The sequence below is a fragment of the Arcicella gelida genome, assembly GCF_034931025.1.
Classification (GTDB): domain Bacteria; phylum Bacteroidota; class Bacteroidia; order Cytophagales; family Spirosomataceae; genus Arcicella; species Arcicella gelida.
The window spans coordinates 36,416-53,430 of record NZ_JAYGIL010000003.1; the positions used below are offsets into that span (position 1 = coordinate 36,416).

16 protein-coding genes are annotated in these 17,015 nt (G+C 34.3%); 6 read left to right on the forward strand and 10 right to left on the reverse strand.

Annotated elements, in window-relative coordinates:
* Window positions 1–3 precede the first annotated feature (3 nt).
* From ispF to VB776_RS01990, 3 genes are all read right to left on the reverse strand, one after another.
* Window positions 4–483 carry a 2-C-methyl-D-erythritol 2,4-cyclodiphosphate synthase gene (gene ispF / locus VB776_RS01980; RefSeq protein ID WP_323325509.1) on the reverse strand — a complete coding sequence of 160 codons (480 nt, stop codon included), beginning with the start codon at window positions 481–483 and terminating at the stop codon, window positions 4–6.
* A gap of 56 nt (window positions 484–539) precedes the next feature.
* Window positions 540–1,400: an alpha/beta fold hydrolase gene (locus VB776_RS01985; RefSeq protein WP_323325511.1), complete on the reverse strand. Its 861-nt coding sequence runs from the start codon at window positions 1,398–1,400 to the stop codon at window positions 540–542.
* Window positions 1,401–1,532: 132 nt separating this feature from the next.
* Window positions 1,533–2,750: an MFS transporter gene (locus VB776_RS01990; RefSeq protein ID WP_323325513.1), complete on the reverse strand. Its 1,218-nt coding sequence runs from the start codon at window positions 2,748–2,750 to the stop codon at window positions 1,533–1,535.
* 261 nt (window positions 2,751–3,011) lie between these two features.
* Here VB776_RS01990 and VB776_RS01995 point away from each other — a divergent pair, with 261 nt between their 5' ends.
* Window positions 3,012–4,202: a Gfo/Idh/MocA family protein gene (locus VB776_RS01995; protein WP_323326103.1), complete on the forward strand. Its 1,191-nt coding sequence runs from the start codon at window positions 3,012–3,014 to the stop codon at window positions 4,200–4,202.
* Between the two features lie 75 nt (window positions 4,203–4,277).
* On the opposite strand, the gene VB776_RS02000 is transcribed toward VB776_RS01995, so the two are convergent.
* From VB776_RS02000 to VB776_RS02010, 3 genes are all read right to left on the reverse strand, one after another.
* Complete coding sequence (locus VB776_RS02000; protein ID WP_323325515.1) at window positions 4,278–4,499, reverse strand: hypothetical protein; 222 nt, start codon at window positions 4,497–4,499, stop codon at window positions 4,278–4,280.
* Window positions 4,486–4,665 carry a hypothetical protein gene (locus VB776_RS02005; RefSeq protein ID WP_323325517.1) on the reverse strand — a complete coding sequence of 60 codons (180 nt, stop codon included), beginning with the start codon at window positions 4,663–4,665 and terminating at the stop codon, window positions 4,486–4,488. Before VB776_RS02005 ends, VB776_RS02000 begins: the two co-directional genes overlap by 14 nt.
* A gap of 100 nt (window positions 4,666–4,765) precedes the next feature.
* Window positions 4,766–5,050, reverse strand: coding sequence for a YHS domain-containing protein (locus VB776_RS02010; RefSeq protein ID WP_323325519.1), 285 nt, complete (start codon window positions 5,048–5,050; stop codon window positions 4,766–4,768).
* A 196-nt stretch (window positions 5,051–5,246) separates the two neighbouring features.
* Here VB776_RS02010 and VB776_RS02015 point away from each other — a divergent pair, with 196 nt between their 5' ends.
* From VB776_RS02015 to VB776_RS02035, 5 genes are all read left to right on the forward strand, one after another.
* The gene (locus VB776_RS02015; RefSeq protein ID WP_323325521.1) at window positions 5,247–6,299 is read left to right on the forward strand and encodes a sensor histidine kinase; all 1,053 of its coding nucleotides are present in this window, start codon (window positions 5,247–5,249) and stop codon (window positions 6,297–6,299) included.
* Window positions 6,300–6,399: 100 nt separating this feature from the next.
* Window positions 6,400–7,116 (forward strand): LytR/AlgR family response regulator transcription factor, encoded by a 717-nt coding sequence (locus VB776_RS02020; RefSeq protein WP_323325523.1) that lies wholly within the window; start codon window positions 6,400–6,402, stop codon window positions 7,114–7,116.
* Window positions 7,117–7,273: 157 nt separating this feature from the next.
* Entirely contained in the window at window positions 7,274–10,123 is a 2,850-nt protein-coding gene (locus tag VB776_RS02025) for a TonB-dependent receptor (protein ID WP_323325525.1), read from the forward strand.
* A gap of 64 nt (window positions 10,124–10,187) precedes the next feature.
* The gene (locus VB776_RS02030; protein ID WP_323325527.1) at window positions 10,188–11,054 is read left to right on the forward strand and encodes a DUF4249 family protein; all 867 of its coding nucleotides are present in this window, start codon (window positions 10,188–10,190) and stop codon (window positions 11,052–11,054) included.
* 7 nt (window positions 11,055–11,061) lie between these two features.
* Entirely contained in the window at window positions 11,062–12,033 is a 972-nt protein-coding gene (locus VB776_RS02035) for a GSCFA domain-containing protein (protein ID WP_323325529.1), read from the forward strand.
* 71 nt (window positions 12,034–12,104) lie between these two features.
* On the opposite strand, the gene VB776_RS02040 is transcribed toward VB776_RS02035, so the two are convergent.
* From VB776_RS02040 to VB776_RS02055, 4 genes are all read right to left on the reverse strand, one after another.
* Window positions 12,105–12,647 (reverse strand): DUF4136 domain-containing protein, encoded by a 543-nt coding sequence (locus VB776_RS02040; protein ID WP_323325531.1) that lies wholly within the window; start codon window positions 12,645–12,647, stop codon window positions 12,105–12,107.
* Window positions 12,648–12,911: 264 nt separating this feature from the next.
* Window positions 12,912–13,865 carry a Hint domain-containing protein gene (locus VB776_RS02045; RefSeq protein ID WP_323325533.1) on the reverse strand — a complete coding sequence of 318 codons (954 nt, stop codon included), beginning with the start codon at window positions 13,863–13,865 and terminating at the stop codon, window positions 12,912–12,914.
* A gap of 28 nt (window positions 13,866–13,893) precedes the next feature.
* Entirely contained in the window at window positions 13,894–15,438 is a 1,545-nt protein-coding gene (locus tag VB776_RS02050; RefSeq protein ID WP_323325535.1) for a flavin monoamine oxidase family protein, read from the reverse strand.
* Between the two features lie 66 nt (window positions 15,439–15,504).
* Window positions 15,505–16,677, reverse strand: a complete 1,173-nt coding sequence (locus VB776_RS02055) for a pyridoxal phosphate-dependent aminotransferase (protein ID WP_323325537.1) — start codon at window positions 16,675–16,677, stop codon at window positions 15,505–15,507.
* Window positions 16,678–17,015 lie beyond the last annotated feature (338 nt).

Genomic DNA, 17,015 nt, shown 5'->3' on the forward strand with positions numbered 1-17,015 from the left:
ACCTTACTCTTTGCAAATCAAAGCCACGCATTGAGCAGCGATGCCTTCTCCACGTCCTACAAAACCAATGTGTTCGGAAGTGGTCGCTTTGATAGAAAGGTCTTCTTCTGGAATGTTCATTACTTCTGCCAAACAGGTTTTCATGGCTGGAATGTGCGGATTGAGTTTGGGTTCTTGTAGAATCACCGTTACATCCAGATTGTTTACTTCCCAACCTGCTTCTCGAATCATTTCTAACACTCGCTTTACCAAAATCTTGGAGTCAACGCCCTTATATTTTGGGTCTTTGTCAGAGAAATGATAACCAATATTCCGCATATTGGCAGCACCCAAAAGGGCATCACAAATTACATGACAAACGATGTCAGCATCCGAATGTCCAACAGCTCCATGTGTGTGGGGAACGATGATGCCACCCAACCAAAATGTTCTTCCTTCTTCCAGACGATGTACGTCGTAACCTTGTCCTATTCTTAGTTTCATGTTTTTTAGCTTTTAGCTATGAGTTTCTTGTTTTCCAAAAACTCAAAGCTCACGGCTCAAAGCTCATCGCTTATCGCCTTCTTTATTAAAAACGGATGCGACCACGGTACAAAATGATTCATGGTATCTACCCGCACGATTTCTACTTTAGCTGAATTGACCAGCATTTTTTCAGCAAAATCAGCATTCTTTGGACTTACGAGCATATCTTTTCCTCCTTGAATCACGATAACGGGTTGCCGAATATTTTTCCACAAAGGTAACATCTTTTCTAATTCTGGTTTCAAAGATAGGATTTCATCATTAGAAGCCCGAAAAGATGCAGGAATTAATACTCGAATAGGCGTAAATGCCATTGGAATTCTAAACCATTTTTCGTTGGGTTCTAAATCTGGAGCGATAGAACCTGCTACGATAATCAGTTTATCAATCAATTCTGGATACTCCATCGCCATTTTCGCAATAACTGGTCCGCCTAAAGAATGTCCGATAAAGATAATTTTTTTACCAAAACGCTTTTCGTGTGCTACGATAGGTTTCAGTAAATCTACTTGGGTTTGTAATGATTTTTCGCCGTCACCGAGTTCAGATGCTCCAAAACCGATTCTATCAACCGAAACCATTTTTACTTTTTTCAACAGAACAGTATCTTTCATAAAATCAATAAAAGCCGTCCACGAACCGGGTGAGCCATGTACGAAGAAAGCAACAGGGAGTGAATCATTCCCGATTTCGGCAAAATTCATTTTTGTGCCTTGTACTTCTATTTGGTGTTGAATTGGCTTTTGTTTAAAGCCAGCAAAAGCTTTATCAATTTCCTGTTGACTCATTCTGAAACTAAAACAAGAAGATAGAATTTGCGAGATGACAAAGAGAATGATATATGCAATAAGAATCTTTTTCCCGATTTTTAACATGAGAGTTTGATTTATTTTAAACATAAAATTCCATCTTTAATACTTGCTGAAAGGTCGGGAAAATGACAAAGAAAACCCCACATAATAACAAGTATTTGTGGGGTTTCGTTTGAATAAGTATAATGAAATACCTTATGCGTGAGCAGTACTATTTTTACGCTTGTACAAGTACAAACCAATGAATGCTACAACTAAGATAATGGGGAAAATTGCCATATTTTGTAGGGTTGCTTGTCCTGCTGCTAATTCAGCGGCATCGCCAGTTAAGCCAGCTTCAGCAGCCTTGGCTGTTTCGGCATCTAACCATCCACCGATAATTGGTTGGAAAATTGAAGTAGAGAACATACCCATCCCACCCATGATAGAAAGACCAAAAGCACCAGTACGAGGTAAGTTTTCAGCAACGAAACCAATCATCGTTGGCCAGAAGTAACATACACCAATTGCGAAAATTACTGCTGAAACATACACCATTGGACCAGTCGCTTGGCTCATTAATACAACACCAATTGTAGCAAAAATAGCTGATGCCAATAATACGCCAGTAGGGTTGATAGAGTGAACGATAGGCCCAGCAAAATAACGACCTACTGCCATTAAACCAGTTACCAAAGCCAAAATAATCATTGGACTTGCACCAGCTTTACCAAGAATTGGACCAATCCATTGTTCTGGACCGAATTCTGAAATCGCTGTTAAAGCCATACAAGCCAACATGAAAATATATAAAGGTGAAAGCATTGCTTTGAAGTTCTCGCCAGTAGAAACCGCTCCTTCGTCTTGACTAGCTGGGAATGCTTGTCCAAAGAATAAGAAAGCATAAATAACGGCAGGAACTAAAATCGCACCGATTTGTAACTGCCAGCCCATATTTGCCGAAGTCATGAATTGAGAAAGCAAACTACCAATTACGATACCACCTGGAAACCACATGTGGAAACGGTTTAACATTTTGGTTTTCTCATTTCCTTCGTACATATCCGAAATCATCGGATTACAAGCCGCTTCAACAGTACCATTACCAAAACCAACGAAGAAAGTTGAGATTAATAAAGTCCAGAATCCGCCAGAAAAGATAGTCATTACCAAGCCTAAAACGTGTGTAACAAAAGCTACCCAGATAATTTTTTTAGGGCCAAGTGCATTATAAAGAGGACCACCGATAATCATTGCGATAGGAAAGCCCAAGAAAGCCATTTGATTTACGTAACCAAGTTCTTGTGACGAAAGGTTGAATTCTACACCGAGTTGAGTAAGGACACCTGCACGGATACCGAAAGCCATCGCCGTAGTAATTAAGGCAAAACAACTTCCTAAGAAAAGTTTGTCACGGTTAACGATTTGAGACATAGTTGATTAGGGATTTAAAATGTGTTTGAATAATTAGGAATCTTAGATATGTGAAAAATCATCAAAGAAAAATCTATCAAAAAAACGAATTTTTTTCCAGATTGTCTGTAAGTTCTTATCAGTATTTTTATGAAATTTTGTACTTAGTTTATCACAAGAAAGGATTTAATTAGAATACTATGCGGTAAATTTGTGGTAATAAAATACATAAAACAATTACTTACCGACTGATTGATACGAAAAATGGCAAGAAAAGTTAGAATGGGTATGATTGGTGGAAGCTTGGAAGCTTTCATCGGAGCTGTTCACCGTCGTGGAGCGGCATTGGATGGCGAAATTGAATTAGTTTGTGGAGCATTTAGTTCTGACCCTGCAAAGTCAAAAGCTACTGGCGAAGCATTGTATATTTCTCCAGACCGTGTTTATGGTTCATTTGAGGAAATGATTTTGGCAGAAAAAGCATTGCCAGAAGGAGAAAGAATGGATTTTGTTTCTATTGTTACTCCAAACCATGTTCATTTTCCTGCTGCTAAAATGGCTTTAGAAAATGGCTTTCATGTGGTATCAGATAAGCCTGCTACCTTGAATTCAAAAGAAGCCTATTTATTAAAAGATATTATTGAAGAATCAGGATTGATTTATGCTTTGACGCACAATTATTCTGGTTATCCGATGGTGAAAGAAGCCAGAGCTTTGATTAAAGCGGGTGCAATTGGGAAAATCCGTAAAGTAATTGTTGAATATCCACAAGGATGGTTGGCGCAATTGGTTGAAGCAACTGGACAAAAACAAGCTGCTTGGAGAACCGACCCAGCAAGAAGTGGAGCAGCAGGTGGTGTTGGCGACATCGGTACTCATGCTGAAAACTTGGCTGAATATATTACTGGTTTGAAAATTACTGAGATTTGTGCGGATTTAACGATTTTCGTAGAAGGTCGTCAATTAGATGATGATGCCAATATGCTTTTACGTTTTGACAATGGAGCGAAAGGTATTTTGCATAATTCACAAATCTGTAATGGGGAGGAAAATGATTTGAATATCAGAGTATATGGAGAATTTGGTGGTTTGAAATGGAAACAAATGGAGCCTAATACTTTGATTTTGACTAATCAAGAAAATGGTTCAAGAATCATCCGTACAGGCGTGGGTAATTTATCTAAAGCGGCTCAGGCACATACTCGCCAACCAGCGGGTCATCCAGAAGGATACATTGAAACTTTTGCGAATATTTATAGAAACTTTACTTATGCGCTTCGTGCAAGATGGGGTGAAGAAGCACAGAAAAATGCTACTGGGGGATTGAATGGTGAATCTGCAAATCCGTCTGGATATGACCCTGAGATTCACGATTTCATGGGAATTGAAGAAGGTTTACGTGGAATGGTATTTATTGATACTGTTTTGAAATCAAACGCTGCTGGTGCCGTTTGGACTAAAATGGAGGTTTAACCTGAAATAAAAAACACCCTCCTGAAAACTTGTTGTTTACTTTGGAGGGTGTTTTTCATGAATTGCAAAACAGATTTATTGAATCACATTTACCTCAAATTCAGGGCTTATTGATTTTATTTTTTGATTCAATAAATTAGCCCGTTCTAGCAAGAAACCAGCAATTCCTTCAATTGGTCTTTCATGCGTTTCATTTAACAACATATTTACTTCAATACTCAAAGCTTCGATTTCAGAAATACTTTGAGCGTTATCTATTTTCAGGAAAATATCTTTCAGTTTTTCAAGGGTTTTCATCACGAATATTCTTTTTGAGTTCTACTAATTGTTTGTTAATTACTATAATTAAATCAAGTAATTCGTCTATTTCGCTGGTATTCAGAAAGTTTTGCTGGTTATTCAATACTTGCTCATAGATTTTTTTCTCAGCCTCAAGCATTATTATTTTTAATTGTTGATTCATATATTGAGGTGAGGTTAGAAGCTACTAAAATGATGCTTAACAAATATAACGAAAAAGCTATAAATACAATTACTTTAAATCAAAATGAACATTAACGTTTCTAATGCTTCACAGCCGCTTTTACAGCATATTTTTCAGGATTTTTATCAAACATTTCTTTGCAAACAATACTACAGAAATTTACTTTTTTACCTTGATAAGTAGAAGTGTTTTTAGCATCTTTTTCTACGTGCATTTTACAAATTGGATCTTTCCCTTCTTCCAGAATTACTTCTTTCTTTACTTTACTAATGGTGGCTTTTGTCACTTTATTGGGTTTTTCTTGTGAATATGCTACGTTTCCGATGGCTGTAAATACAGCGAAACTTAATATTAATTGTTTCATTTTTTGATTGAATGGATTGTGTTGAGAAAATTAGATTTGATATTCAATGGTCGCTTTTATAAGCTTAATGGTCTGCACAAATTTACGGAATATACTATTATGTTTTTTAACAGCTTATCTTTAATTAAATTTGTCTGACTGCCTTTTTATCAATAAGGCATTTAATGAGTAACTGCTTTAAAATGGGATGTCTCAAATGACTAAAACTAATTTAACAAAATATCAAGTTATATTTCTTCATATTGCATTTTGGGCTTTTATGATTGCTTTACCATTTTTACTACAACCTCAAAATACTGAACCTGTTAAAGCAATTATTCGTCGTCCTCCTCCAGTACCTAAAGTATCAATTACTACTTTTTTTGCCATTTTTACTTTATTGAACATTCCTTTTTTTTACTTGAATAGCAATTTTCTAATTCCTAAGATTTTAAAAGCTAAAGGTATTTGGTGGTATTTACTTTCTATTGTTGTACTTATTGCCTCAGTTTTTTTGCTGACAACCATTGTGAAAAGTGTTTTTTTACATGCAAAATTTATTCCTAAAACAGGGTTTACTTTTCAGATACTTTTCTTTTTAGCCATCAGTACTTCTTATCGCATTGTTTCTGATAGTTTGGAATATGAAAAATCGAAAAAAGAACAAGAAAACGAAAGATTAAAATCTGAATTATCCTTTTTACGCTCGCAGATTAGTCCACATTTTATTTTTAATGTATTAAATAGTATTGTTTCACTCTCAAGAAGAAAACCAGAAAAAGTAGAACCTGTAGTGGTAAAGCTCTCTGATTTGATGCGCTACATGCTTTATGAGTCTGATGATGCAATGGTAAGTTTAGGACGTGAAGCACAATATCTTAGAGCTTATATTGAACTTCAACAATTACGTTTTGGGGATGATATTGCAATCAATTTTGAAGTAGGAAATTTAGATAAAAATCAAACAATAGAACCTATGTTGTTAATTCCTTTTGTGGAAAACTCTTTTAAACATGGCGTTGGAATGATTCTGAACCCAAGCATTGATATTACTTTGACAACTCAGAAAAATAGTTTGACATTTGAAGTAAGTAATAAAGTAAACAGACAATTTAAAGAAAAAAAAGATGAAGCTTCGGGTATTGGGCTTACTAATGTAAAACGAAGGCTGGAATTACTCTATCCGGAAAATCATCAATTGATTATTAAAGATGAAGAAGATTATTACAAAATAAAGCTTGTCATCATCCGTAAAGATGAATTGGCTTAATTTGATTTTGTAATATTCCAATAGTGCAAAAAGAGTATCTTTGAAGAGATAAAACATAATTACTCTTTCGGAGTGTTAATTGTGATAAATAAGATTGCTTATGCTGAATTGTATTGCTGTAGATGATGAAAGTCTAGCCCTTGATTTACTTGAGGACAATATTAATAAAATACCATTTTTAAAACTTATAAAACGCTGTAAAAATGCTTTTGATGCGATTGAAGTTTTACAAAATGAACAAATAGATTTGATATTTCTGGACATTCAAATGCCTGGAATCACTGGCGTTCAGTTTTTACATAGTCTGAAAACTAAGCCAATGGTAATTTTTGTTACGGCTTATAAACAATATGCGCTTGAAGGTTTTGAATTAGATGTAGTAGATTATCTTTTGAAACCTATCGACTTTGAAAGATTTTTAAAAGCGGTCAACAAAGCTTCTGAATTATATACTTTAAGAAAAAATAAACCACAAGTAAGCGAAGAGCCAGCAGTAGATAAAATATCGGCCATTTTTGTAAATGCTGATTATTCATTAGTGAAAATTAAGGTTTCGGAAATTACTTATATTGAAGGGTTGAAAGACTATATCAAAATCTATACTTCTACTTCTTCAAAACCTATCGTTACCAGAATGACGATGAAAGCCATTGAAGAGAAACTCCCAATACCCGATTGCTACAGAGTACACAAGTCTTTTATTGTTTCCTTAGATAAAATTGAATCTATCAGAAACCTAAAGATTAAAATTGGTAATGCACAAATTCCCATCAGCGAAAGTTATTCAGAAGGCTTTTTTAAAACCATAGGTCAATAAGTATATACTGCTCGTTTTTATAATATATCAAAACATTTAACATTTTTTAACGCAACTATCGCACAATAATAGCGGTCTATTTGATGTATTCTAAAGTAAGTGGCAATTTATGAGAAGATTGCCCTAACTTTGTACTCGGATTAACCAACTGTATTTCATGAAAAAACTTTTTCTCTTAACCACTTTAGTACTATTCTCAGTGAAGGTATTTTCGCAGGTTACAACAACTACTGGGATTACTATCAAAGATGAATTCTATAATAATCGCCCTCTAGCCGAAATTTTAGCTGATTTAGAAACAAAAGTAGGTGCTAAATTTATATATGACCCTACTAAAATTAAAGGCTTATATGCAAGTTACTGGTTTGATAATATGTCATTGGAAACAGGAATGAGAGGGCTTTTGAAAGGTTCTGGTCTGAAGTTTTATGTAGATGATAATCAAATAGTTCATATTGTTCCTAAATCACAAAAAGTCTATGTGAAAAGTAGTTATAACAGTGGTACTTATTATGGTGGAAACTCTGCCGTACCTGCGCCAACAATAGCAGATGCTGGAATTACTGCTCCAACGCCACAAGGAACAACGCCACAAATTACTGTAAATCGCCCTGCAATGGAAGCGATTCCTCAAACTACTCGTCGTCAAGTTGGTTTAAAACCTGCTACGAAATTCGATTTTACTTTTACAGGAAAAATTCTTGATGCTCGTTCATCAGAGCCACTCCCATTTGTTAATATCATGATTAAGAGTAAAAAAACGGGTACACAAACAAATGTGGACGGTTATTTTACGCTCTTGAAAGTACCAACAGATACAACGACCTTAATTTTAAGTTACATTGGTTATGTAACTACGACGATAAAATTAGTACCTGATGCGCCCATTTCAGGCATTACTATTGAAATGGAACCAGACAATACTGAATTGGATGAAGTAGTAGTAAAAGGCGAGAAAACAGAAGTATTGAAAGCTGCCGAAACGATCGGTATGTTTAAAATGACTCCTCGGAATATTGCAAAATTGCCAAACGTTGGTGAAAAAGATATTTTCCGTTCTTTTCAATTAATGCCAGGGATTAGTGCTGCCAATCAATCTTCTTCTGGTTTGTATGTTCGTGGTGGTACGCCAGACCAAAACCTTGTACTTTATGATGGTTTTACGGTTTATTATGTTGATCACCTTTACGGTTTCTTCTCGGCTTTCAACTCAAATCCAATCAAAGATGTTCAGCTTTACAAAGGTGGATTTGATGCAAAATTTGGAGGAAGAATTTCATCAGTAGTTGAAATTACAAGTAAGGATGGTAACAAAAGAGAATTTAATTTTGGTGGTGATTTAAGCTTAATCAGTGCCAATATTTGGGCAGAAGGACCTGTTACCAAAGACAAAAAAGTTACTTTTTCAGTGGCGGGTCGTCGTTCATGGGCTGGTCCACTTTATAATAAAGTCTTCAATACTTTTAATTCAAGTAGTACAACAACACAAGGTGCAGGATTTGGTGGTGGAGGTTTCCGTCAAGCACAGAGTGCTCAAACGGCGACGTCATATTTTTATGATTTGAATGGAAAAATTACTTTTAAACCATCTGAAAATGAAAACGTAAGTTTGAGTATTTATAATGGAGAAGATTATCTTGATAATTCGCAGAATTTAGGTTTGCCATTTGGTGGTGGCGGAGGCGGCTTTAATAATACTGACCTTTCTAAATGGGGAAATACAGGTACAAGTTTGAAATGGTCGAAAAAATGGAGTGATAAATTCTATACAAATACCTTGATTAGTTATTCAAACTTTTTTAGTGGAAGAGATAATACGAGCGAAAACTCATTTGTAAGAAATAACGAAACGACTACCGTTAAGTTTGGTTCAATTGAAAGCAACGATTTAAAAGACTTTTCTGCTAAAACAGATATTGAATACAATACTTCAAAAAGTAATCAGTTAGCTTTTGGTATTCAAGCGACAAGACTTAACATTCAATACTCTAACAGTCAAAATGATACAACTGTCATTATCGCTAAAAACGATAAAGGAAGTTTGTTGACAGCTTATTTACAAGACCAAATAAAATTATTTGATAGTAAATTGGTGTTGAAAGCTGGTATCAGAGCAAATTATTTTGATGTAACGAGCAAAAACTATTTTGAACCAAGGCTTTCAGGTACTTACTCTGTAAACGATCGTTTGAAGTTTAAAGGAGCTTGGGGAATTTATTATCAGTTTGCAAAACAAGTTGAAAGAGAAGATATTTCAAATGGAGCTCGTAATTTCTGGGTTTTGGCTAATGATTCTTACTTGCCAGTTACTTCTTCAACACACTATATTTTCGGACTGAGTTATGAATTGAACGATTATCTTTTTGATGTGGAAGGATATTATAAAGATATTCAAAACGATACTCGTTATACATTACGTTTTGCCCCACAAATTGGTCGTGGTTTAATTGCTGACGAAACGTTTTTCAATGGTACTGGTAAAGTAAAAGGAATAGACTTTTTAGTGCAGAAGAAATTCGGTAATTATACTGGTTGGGTTGGTTATACTTTTGCTCATTCTGATAAATATATCGCTCAATTCTCAGCCAATTCTTTCCCTTCAAACTTTGATGTGAGACATGAATTCAAATCGGTGAACATTTACAAATTAGGTCGTTGGGATTTAGCTGCTACTTGGATTTACGCTTCAGGAAAACCATATACTTCAATTGTGGGCGGTTATACCGTAAAACTATTGGACGGAACTGAAATCGACTTTACAGATCCATCAATTACGAACGGAAATCGTTTGCCAGCTTCGCATCGTTTAGATGTTTCAGCTACTTACAATTTCTCACGTGGAAGTATCGGATTCTCTGTATTTAATGCTTACGGAAGAACAAATGTTTGGTACAAAAAATATCAAACAATTACCGATGAAACTACAGGAGATAAGTATCTTTCAATTACGGATGTCAATTATTTAGGTTTTACGCCTAACATCACATTTAGTTATAAGTTCAAGTAAGTTGAAATGTTTTTTGTTTGTCGAATAATCAAATCAAACAAAAAATCAAATTAAAGACGAAAAAATGAAATCATATATCAATTTTATATCATCAAAAAAGAACCTCTTTGTTTTTGTAATGGCTACTGCATTACTTGGGTTTCTAATTGCTTGTGAAGAGGATTCTAATTTTATTCAAGGAGGAGCCAAGCCTATTGTTGAAGCTTATTTAGTTGCTGGGAAACCAATTTCTTTGATTGTGAAAAAAGAAATTGCCTACAATGAAGATACCTCAAATACGCAAACGCCTATCAATGGATTAGACATCAAAATTTCAGATGGCACTAATACTTATGCGTTAACGTCAGTAGGAGAGGGTTTATATAAATCGGATACAAATGTGAAATTGAAGGTTGGTGTTACTTATAATTTATCATTTGTTTACAATGGTAATCCTGTAACAGCAAGTACTATTATCCCAACTAAACCAGTTGGTTTTACTACGGATATTACTTCGATTGCACGTACTAAATTGAATCTATCATCTGGTGGAGGTTTTGGCGGTGGTTTTGTGGATGAAAATGTAAATGTTAATTTAACTTGGAGTAATCCAACCAGCGATTATCATTTTGTAGTTGTTGATAACCTTGAAGTAAGTCCTGTACTAATCATTACTTTGCCAACATCGACTAATTTTAGCGATTTAACAAGACGTTTTAGAAGTCAACCAGTACAAGGAACTACTACGATATTACGTTCTCAGCAATTTCAATATTTTGGAAAGCATAACATTGTATTGTTAAAAGTAAACCCTGATTATGCAGCTTTGTATAATAGCACAGGAAGTACTTCGCAAAACATCAGTACGCCACCTAGTACAATTACTAATGGATTAGGTATCTTTACGGGTGTAAATGCAGATACTTTAGCGTTTACGGTTAAACAAAAATAAGCTCTTCATGGCTGAATTTAGAACGACGTTTACGATTCCAAAAGCTCAAAATAAGATTTCTCTTGATTCTCAACTCATTACGCTTGGCTCTTGCTTTGCGGATGTAGTTGGGAATCAATTGAAAAATAATAAGTTAAAAATTGAAGTAAATCCTTTAGGAACTTTATTTAATCCGCTTTCAATTTTTAAGGTTTTATCTCCAGATTATCAATTCGCTGATGAACGCCTCTTCATCGAAAACCAAAGTACTTGGTTTCATTATGATTTTCACTCGCAGTTTTTCGCCAGTTCGAAAGCAGCATTAGCTGAGAGAATAAATGAGAATATCAAAGACTTATCAACCAAACTTCAATCAGCCAATTTCGTTTTAATTACTTTTGGAACGGCTTTTATTTACAAACTTTTATCAAATCCTGTTTATGTGGCAAATTGCCATAAAATGCCCAATAAGTTTTTTGAGAAAGACTTATTGAGTGTAAAAGACATTTGTAAAAGCTTTGCGATGCTACATAAGCAGTTGAAAGCCATAAATCCAGATTTGCGAATAATTCTTACCCTTTCGCCAGTAAGACATACTAAAGAAGGTATTCCAGAGAATCAGATTTCTAAATCAATACTTCGTGCGGCTTGTCATTATTTAACGGCAGATTATACCGATGTAGAATACTTTCCCGCTTATGAATTAATGATGGATGATTTGCGTGATTATCGCTTTTATAAAGCAGATTTAATTCACCCAAATGAAGTAGCCGAAACCTACATTTATGAAAAATTTGCGGATACTTATTTCGATGATGAATTGAAATCTTTTATTGTAGATTGGAATCAAATAAAGAAAAGATTAACTCATCGTCCTTTTAATGAACATTCAGAGGCACATCAACAATTCTTATCAACGCTGTTAGCTGATTTGGAGAAAATTAGTGCTAGAATTGACGTTTCTGAGGAAATTAAGGAAGTGATGAATAAACTCCTATAAAAATAAAAAACCTCGATTATATCGAGGTTTTCAGAGCTTCATTGTTAAATGGTATTGTATAAGAGGAGTTGTTAATTGTTTTGTGCCAAATAACTATTGGCGGTTACTCTATAATTATCAAAAATTGCTCTGGTAATATTTTTTAAATCTCTATTCGCTAAAGATTTGTTGAATTTCAAAATTTTAGAAGCGTAACCTGTCCAAAATACTTTGTTAGAATTTTTGTCAATCATCGAAATGATTAAAGTACCATTCTTTAAGCTTTTTCGATACACCTCAAACTCATCATTTTGTGTGTTTCCGTACACTTTCTTTACTTGTTGTAAATTGAGATTCTTACTGTAAATAGCATAAGAAATCAATACATCGGCGTTTTCATTGCCTTCAGTGTATCCTCTTATTTCCATTTGTTTCTCAATTTCCTCTTTAATCACCATTTCGTTTAACGATGATATTGATTCTTGTGGGCGACTCACTTCCTGAACTATCGTGAAAGAACGATTCTCGGTATTTATAGTATGAAAGTCGTTGTTGGCTTTCACAAGTATTGTTTCCCGAGTGCATGAAGTAGCAAGAAGTCCAACAATGAATGTTGCAACCACTATGCGTTTCATTTATTTTTAAGATTGTTTTTGGATATTGGCGTTTAAGCCTGTACAAAGGTAGAATAAATTTTTATATAAAATATAACTTTATTGACTTTTTTTTTCACTTAATGTATTTTTCTGACAAGTTTTAGTTTTAATAATTCTATATTTTATTAGGAGACTTACTGTAAGTGTTTCATTTTGAATTGCTTATAAAAAAATAAATCCCTTCCCCAAAGGAGAAAGGATTTACGGAAATATCCAAAAACAATCTCAAAAAATTAAATATTTTTATTTCTTTAAAACTACAACTGAGTTTACCAGATAACTATTTTTTTCTGTAATCAAATTATAAACTTTGTTTACTTTTCTAGCGCCAGCTTTTGTAAGAAATACATTGAACTTTTTAAATTTATTTGTTTCGCTATCGTAAACAAACACATTTTGTCCAACTTTTAAATCTCCCATTGTTATTTTACCATTTTCAGTATAAATCGGGTGATTAGCGGTTGCCTCAAGCTCTTTTAATTTGTATTTAACAGATACAGAAGCAGTAATCATTTCACTTGGATCTACTAAAAATACTTTCACGATGTCAAATTCACTATTTTCATGAATATCAACTTTTTCTACAATTGTTGACTCAGCTGTTTTCTTGATAGCATTATAAGAAACCACATATTCGCCAACTTTTACATCACTAATGTTTTTAGTTTCACCATTTGCCATTGTGATTTTAGCTTCAGCAGGAAAACAATATTCGTATTTGTCTTCTTCTTTACTTTTATCGCCAGCAACACCTGAGAATTCTTTTGCCAAAACAAAAGCTACGCAAGATGAAAACCCAGAAACTGCTTTTTCTCCATCTTTCAAATCGTCAATGTATTTACCCCAAGTTTCTTTTTCTGCTAAAGGATTTGGAATTACTAAACTGATTCTCTTGCCATCTTTGGGTGTGGTGAAAATCATTAGGTTAGCAATTTCTTTCATTCCTGCCGATTCAAGTACTTTGTATAAGTAAATTCTTCGTTCTAAACCGTCAGAAAACTTGAAAACATAAGGAGAAGTACTATTATCTAATACAAAATTTCCATCTTTTACATAGGTATCTTTATCTAAGTTTTTGATAGCGATTTTCTTTACGGCTTCAAATTCGCTTAGTTTGATACCCATTTTTTCACCTTCTTGGGCGAAAATACTAGTTGATAAAAAAAGTAAGGTTATAAAGTATATAAATTTCTTCATGCTAAAATCTTGTTTTGCGAGTCGAATGCTAAGCAGCGTTTACTCGTTTGTGAATTTGTGTCACTACTGAATTTGCTGATTCTAAAGCTCCAGCCATCCAAGCTGTTAGATGAGAAGTATGTTCTCCAGCTAAATAAATTTCATCATCAGGTTTAATTAAAGCAGGATAGAAGCGTTTTCTTGCTGATTCGCTGTATTCTGCCCAACCGCCTTTTGAATAATTAATTTTTTGCCAAGCTAATGAAAAAGAACTTTCAAATTCAGTTTTGTATTGAGGATGAATTTTTCCACCTTGTTCCAACGCTACTTTTTCTCGTTCAGCTAAGCTAAGGTTTCCTAATCTTAAAGCTCTATCGTGAAAATTGTAATAGCCTTTCAACACGCCTTTTTTACCCATAAAGTTGTAAGAAGGATAAAAAATTTGTGTAATGTCCATATTGGTTTTAGAGATTCCACCAAATATGTTGTCATCTTCTTCCCAAAACCTTCTTTTAAATTGTAATCCGATTTTTCCTGTATTCATATAAGGCACAAAATCTGCCGCTCTACGAATATCTGAAGACAAATCAGAAGTAATACCTTTTAAAACAGGTAATGGAATTGTGCAAATACAATAATCACCTAGAATTTCCTTTACAGTACCTGTTTTGTCTTTATAAACAATTTTTACACCCGGTGAGGTTTTTCTGATTTCTTGTACTTCTGCCTGAAATTGAATTTTACCTTCTAATCTCTGTGCAAAAGCATAAGGAAGTGCGTCCATTCCACCAACAGGTTGTAACATTACAGGTTGTTGATTAAAAGTATATTCACCAACATTGGAAAAAGCTGGGTGAAAAAGCCCTGATTCAATAATATCATGCAATAAATGCGGTGAGGCTAATTCAGGAGTTTGTTCTCCGTATCCACCTTGACGTTTATAACCATGACGTTCTGAACCTTTGTACTTTTTCATGATGTCCAAATCGCCCTCTTCTTTCAAGTATGCACTTAATTTTTCAAGGTCTTCTTTGGTAACTTCTTCGTCTAATGCTTTTTTGTCAATCGCTTTTGTTAAAAGCTCATTTGTGTATCCACGCACATCTGCATGAATCTCTCTAATTTTAACAGGTTTGTTCGATAATTTACTAGTTCCTTCTGAATAATAGTAAGCTCCTTCATTTACGTTCATAAATATCTCTAAAGGGATATTAAATTCACGGCAATAGTGTAAAGAAAGCTTGTGATTATGAGGGATTCTAGCTGCCCCACCGTTATAATAAAGACCTTTATCGAACTTACAAGTTTGTGTGATACCACCAATTTCGGTTTCTGTAGTTCCGCCTCTTACCGTCCAAACTCTACCACCTGGACGACTTCTTGCTTCTAAAATGGTTACTTCGTATCCTAATTTTATTAATTCATAAGCACTTGACATTCCAGCTAAACCAGCTCCTAAAATGATAATCTTTTTATTGGCTTTGTTTCGTTGTAAGTTAAGTGGCTCGGCTTTGGCTTCAGGTATTAAACCGAAACCTAGCATGGTCAGGTAACTGGCAGAACCAGTTTTTTCGATAAAATCTCTTCTTGTCATCTGTCGCAAATTAGTAATTCCTTGTGAAAGATAAAGTATGAAAAGTTTTCACAAGGAATTACAGAACTAAGAAATAACCTTTGTAAAGGCTTCGGCGAATGCCTTCATTTCGTCCATTGTTCCGATTGAAACTCGACACCAATGTTGACGATCAAATTCCCATTTTCTAAGCATGACACCTTCAGCAGCCATTTTGGTTAGCATATCAGAACCTTTCATTTTTAGTGGGAAAATAACGAAGTTAGCAGATGATGGAATGTATGTATATCCAGCTTTGGTTAAGAATGAATACAAGTATTGTTTTGATTCCTCAGTGTTTTTTAATGTCAATTGTTGGAATTCAACATCTTTAAAGGCAGCGATAGCAGCAGCAAAAGATGGAACAGACATATCAAAACCACCAGAGCAATATGGTTGAATTATTTTTAAAATCTCTGGTTTTGCGATAGCATAACCACAACGTAAGCCTGCAAAAGCATACAATTTAGACATTGTACGAAGCACCAAAACATTTTTTCCTGCTTTAACGGCTGGAATCATTGAGGCTGTTTTAGGGTCTTTTGCATAGTCGATATAAGCTTCATCTGAAAGAACAGTGATTTTATCTGAAACTTTATCAATGAAAGCACTAAATGATTCTGATGGTAATACTGCACCAATCGGATTGTTTGGATTAGTAACATATACTAAACTTTGCGAACCGTTAATTCTTCCAGCAATGGCATCTAAATCATATTGGTAATCTTTCGTCAAAGCAACTTTTTCCATTGGTACTCTTTCTTCGTTACCAGAAATGTAACAAGGGTCGCCAACAATGATTTTGCCTTTTTGTCCGTAAGCTACTAAAGAAGCTGTTAATAATTCAGAAGAACCAGCACCTAATAAAATATAATTTTCAGGTACTCCTTCTTTTTCAGCGATAGCTTTTACCAATTCGCCACGAAGTTTGAAGGCATAACGATTAGCATCTCCAATTGCACCAATTAATGCTTGTTTAGTTTTTTCTGATGGTCCCCAAGGATTTTCGTTAGCACTTAATCTAACGAGTGTTTTGGCTGCAACAGGGATATTTGAGTATTCTTTTTCAAGTAGAAATTCTGGGAGAAGGCTATATTGTAATTCTTGTCTAAGGACAGGATTTGCAGCAGCTTTTTGAATGAAAGCAGACGCTGTAGTTAAACCAGCGGTTGCAAAAAGACTTTTTTTGAGCCAATTACGGCGATTCAGATTTGATGACATTTCACACAACGTTTAAGAGTGAATGAATTAAATTTATGATGAAGATAATAAAGCTTTTATTTATTTCAATGAAAGTCTGCCAACATAATTCTCTGAACTCCTACGGGGTTTGAACCCCGTAGAATTCGGAAATTGATTTTATAGATTGATGAAGTATGATTGTTGTACTATTTTTATTTAAAGGTAATTTAAAGTTTTTAAAATCAAAATTGATTTCGATAATTTTTTCGTTTAAAAATGTGTTGATAAATGATAATATATTTAAAAGTACACGTTTTTTCTGTTGTAAAATTATCTATTATTTAAATTACTTTGCAAAAGTACATAAAATATGTTTT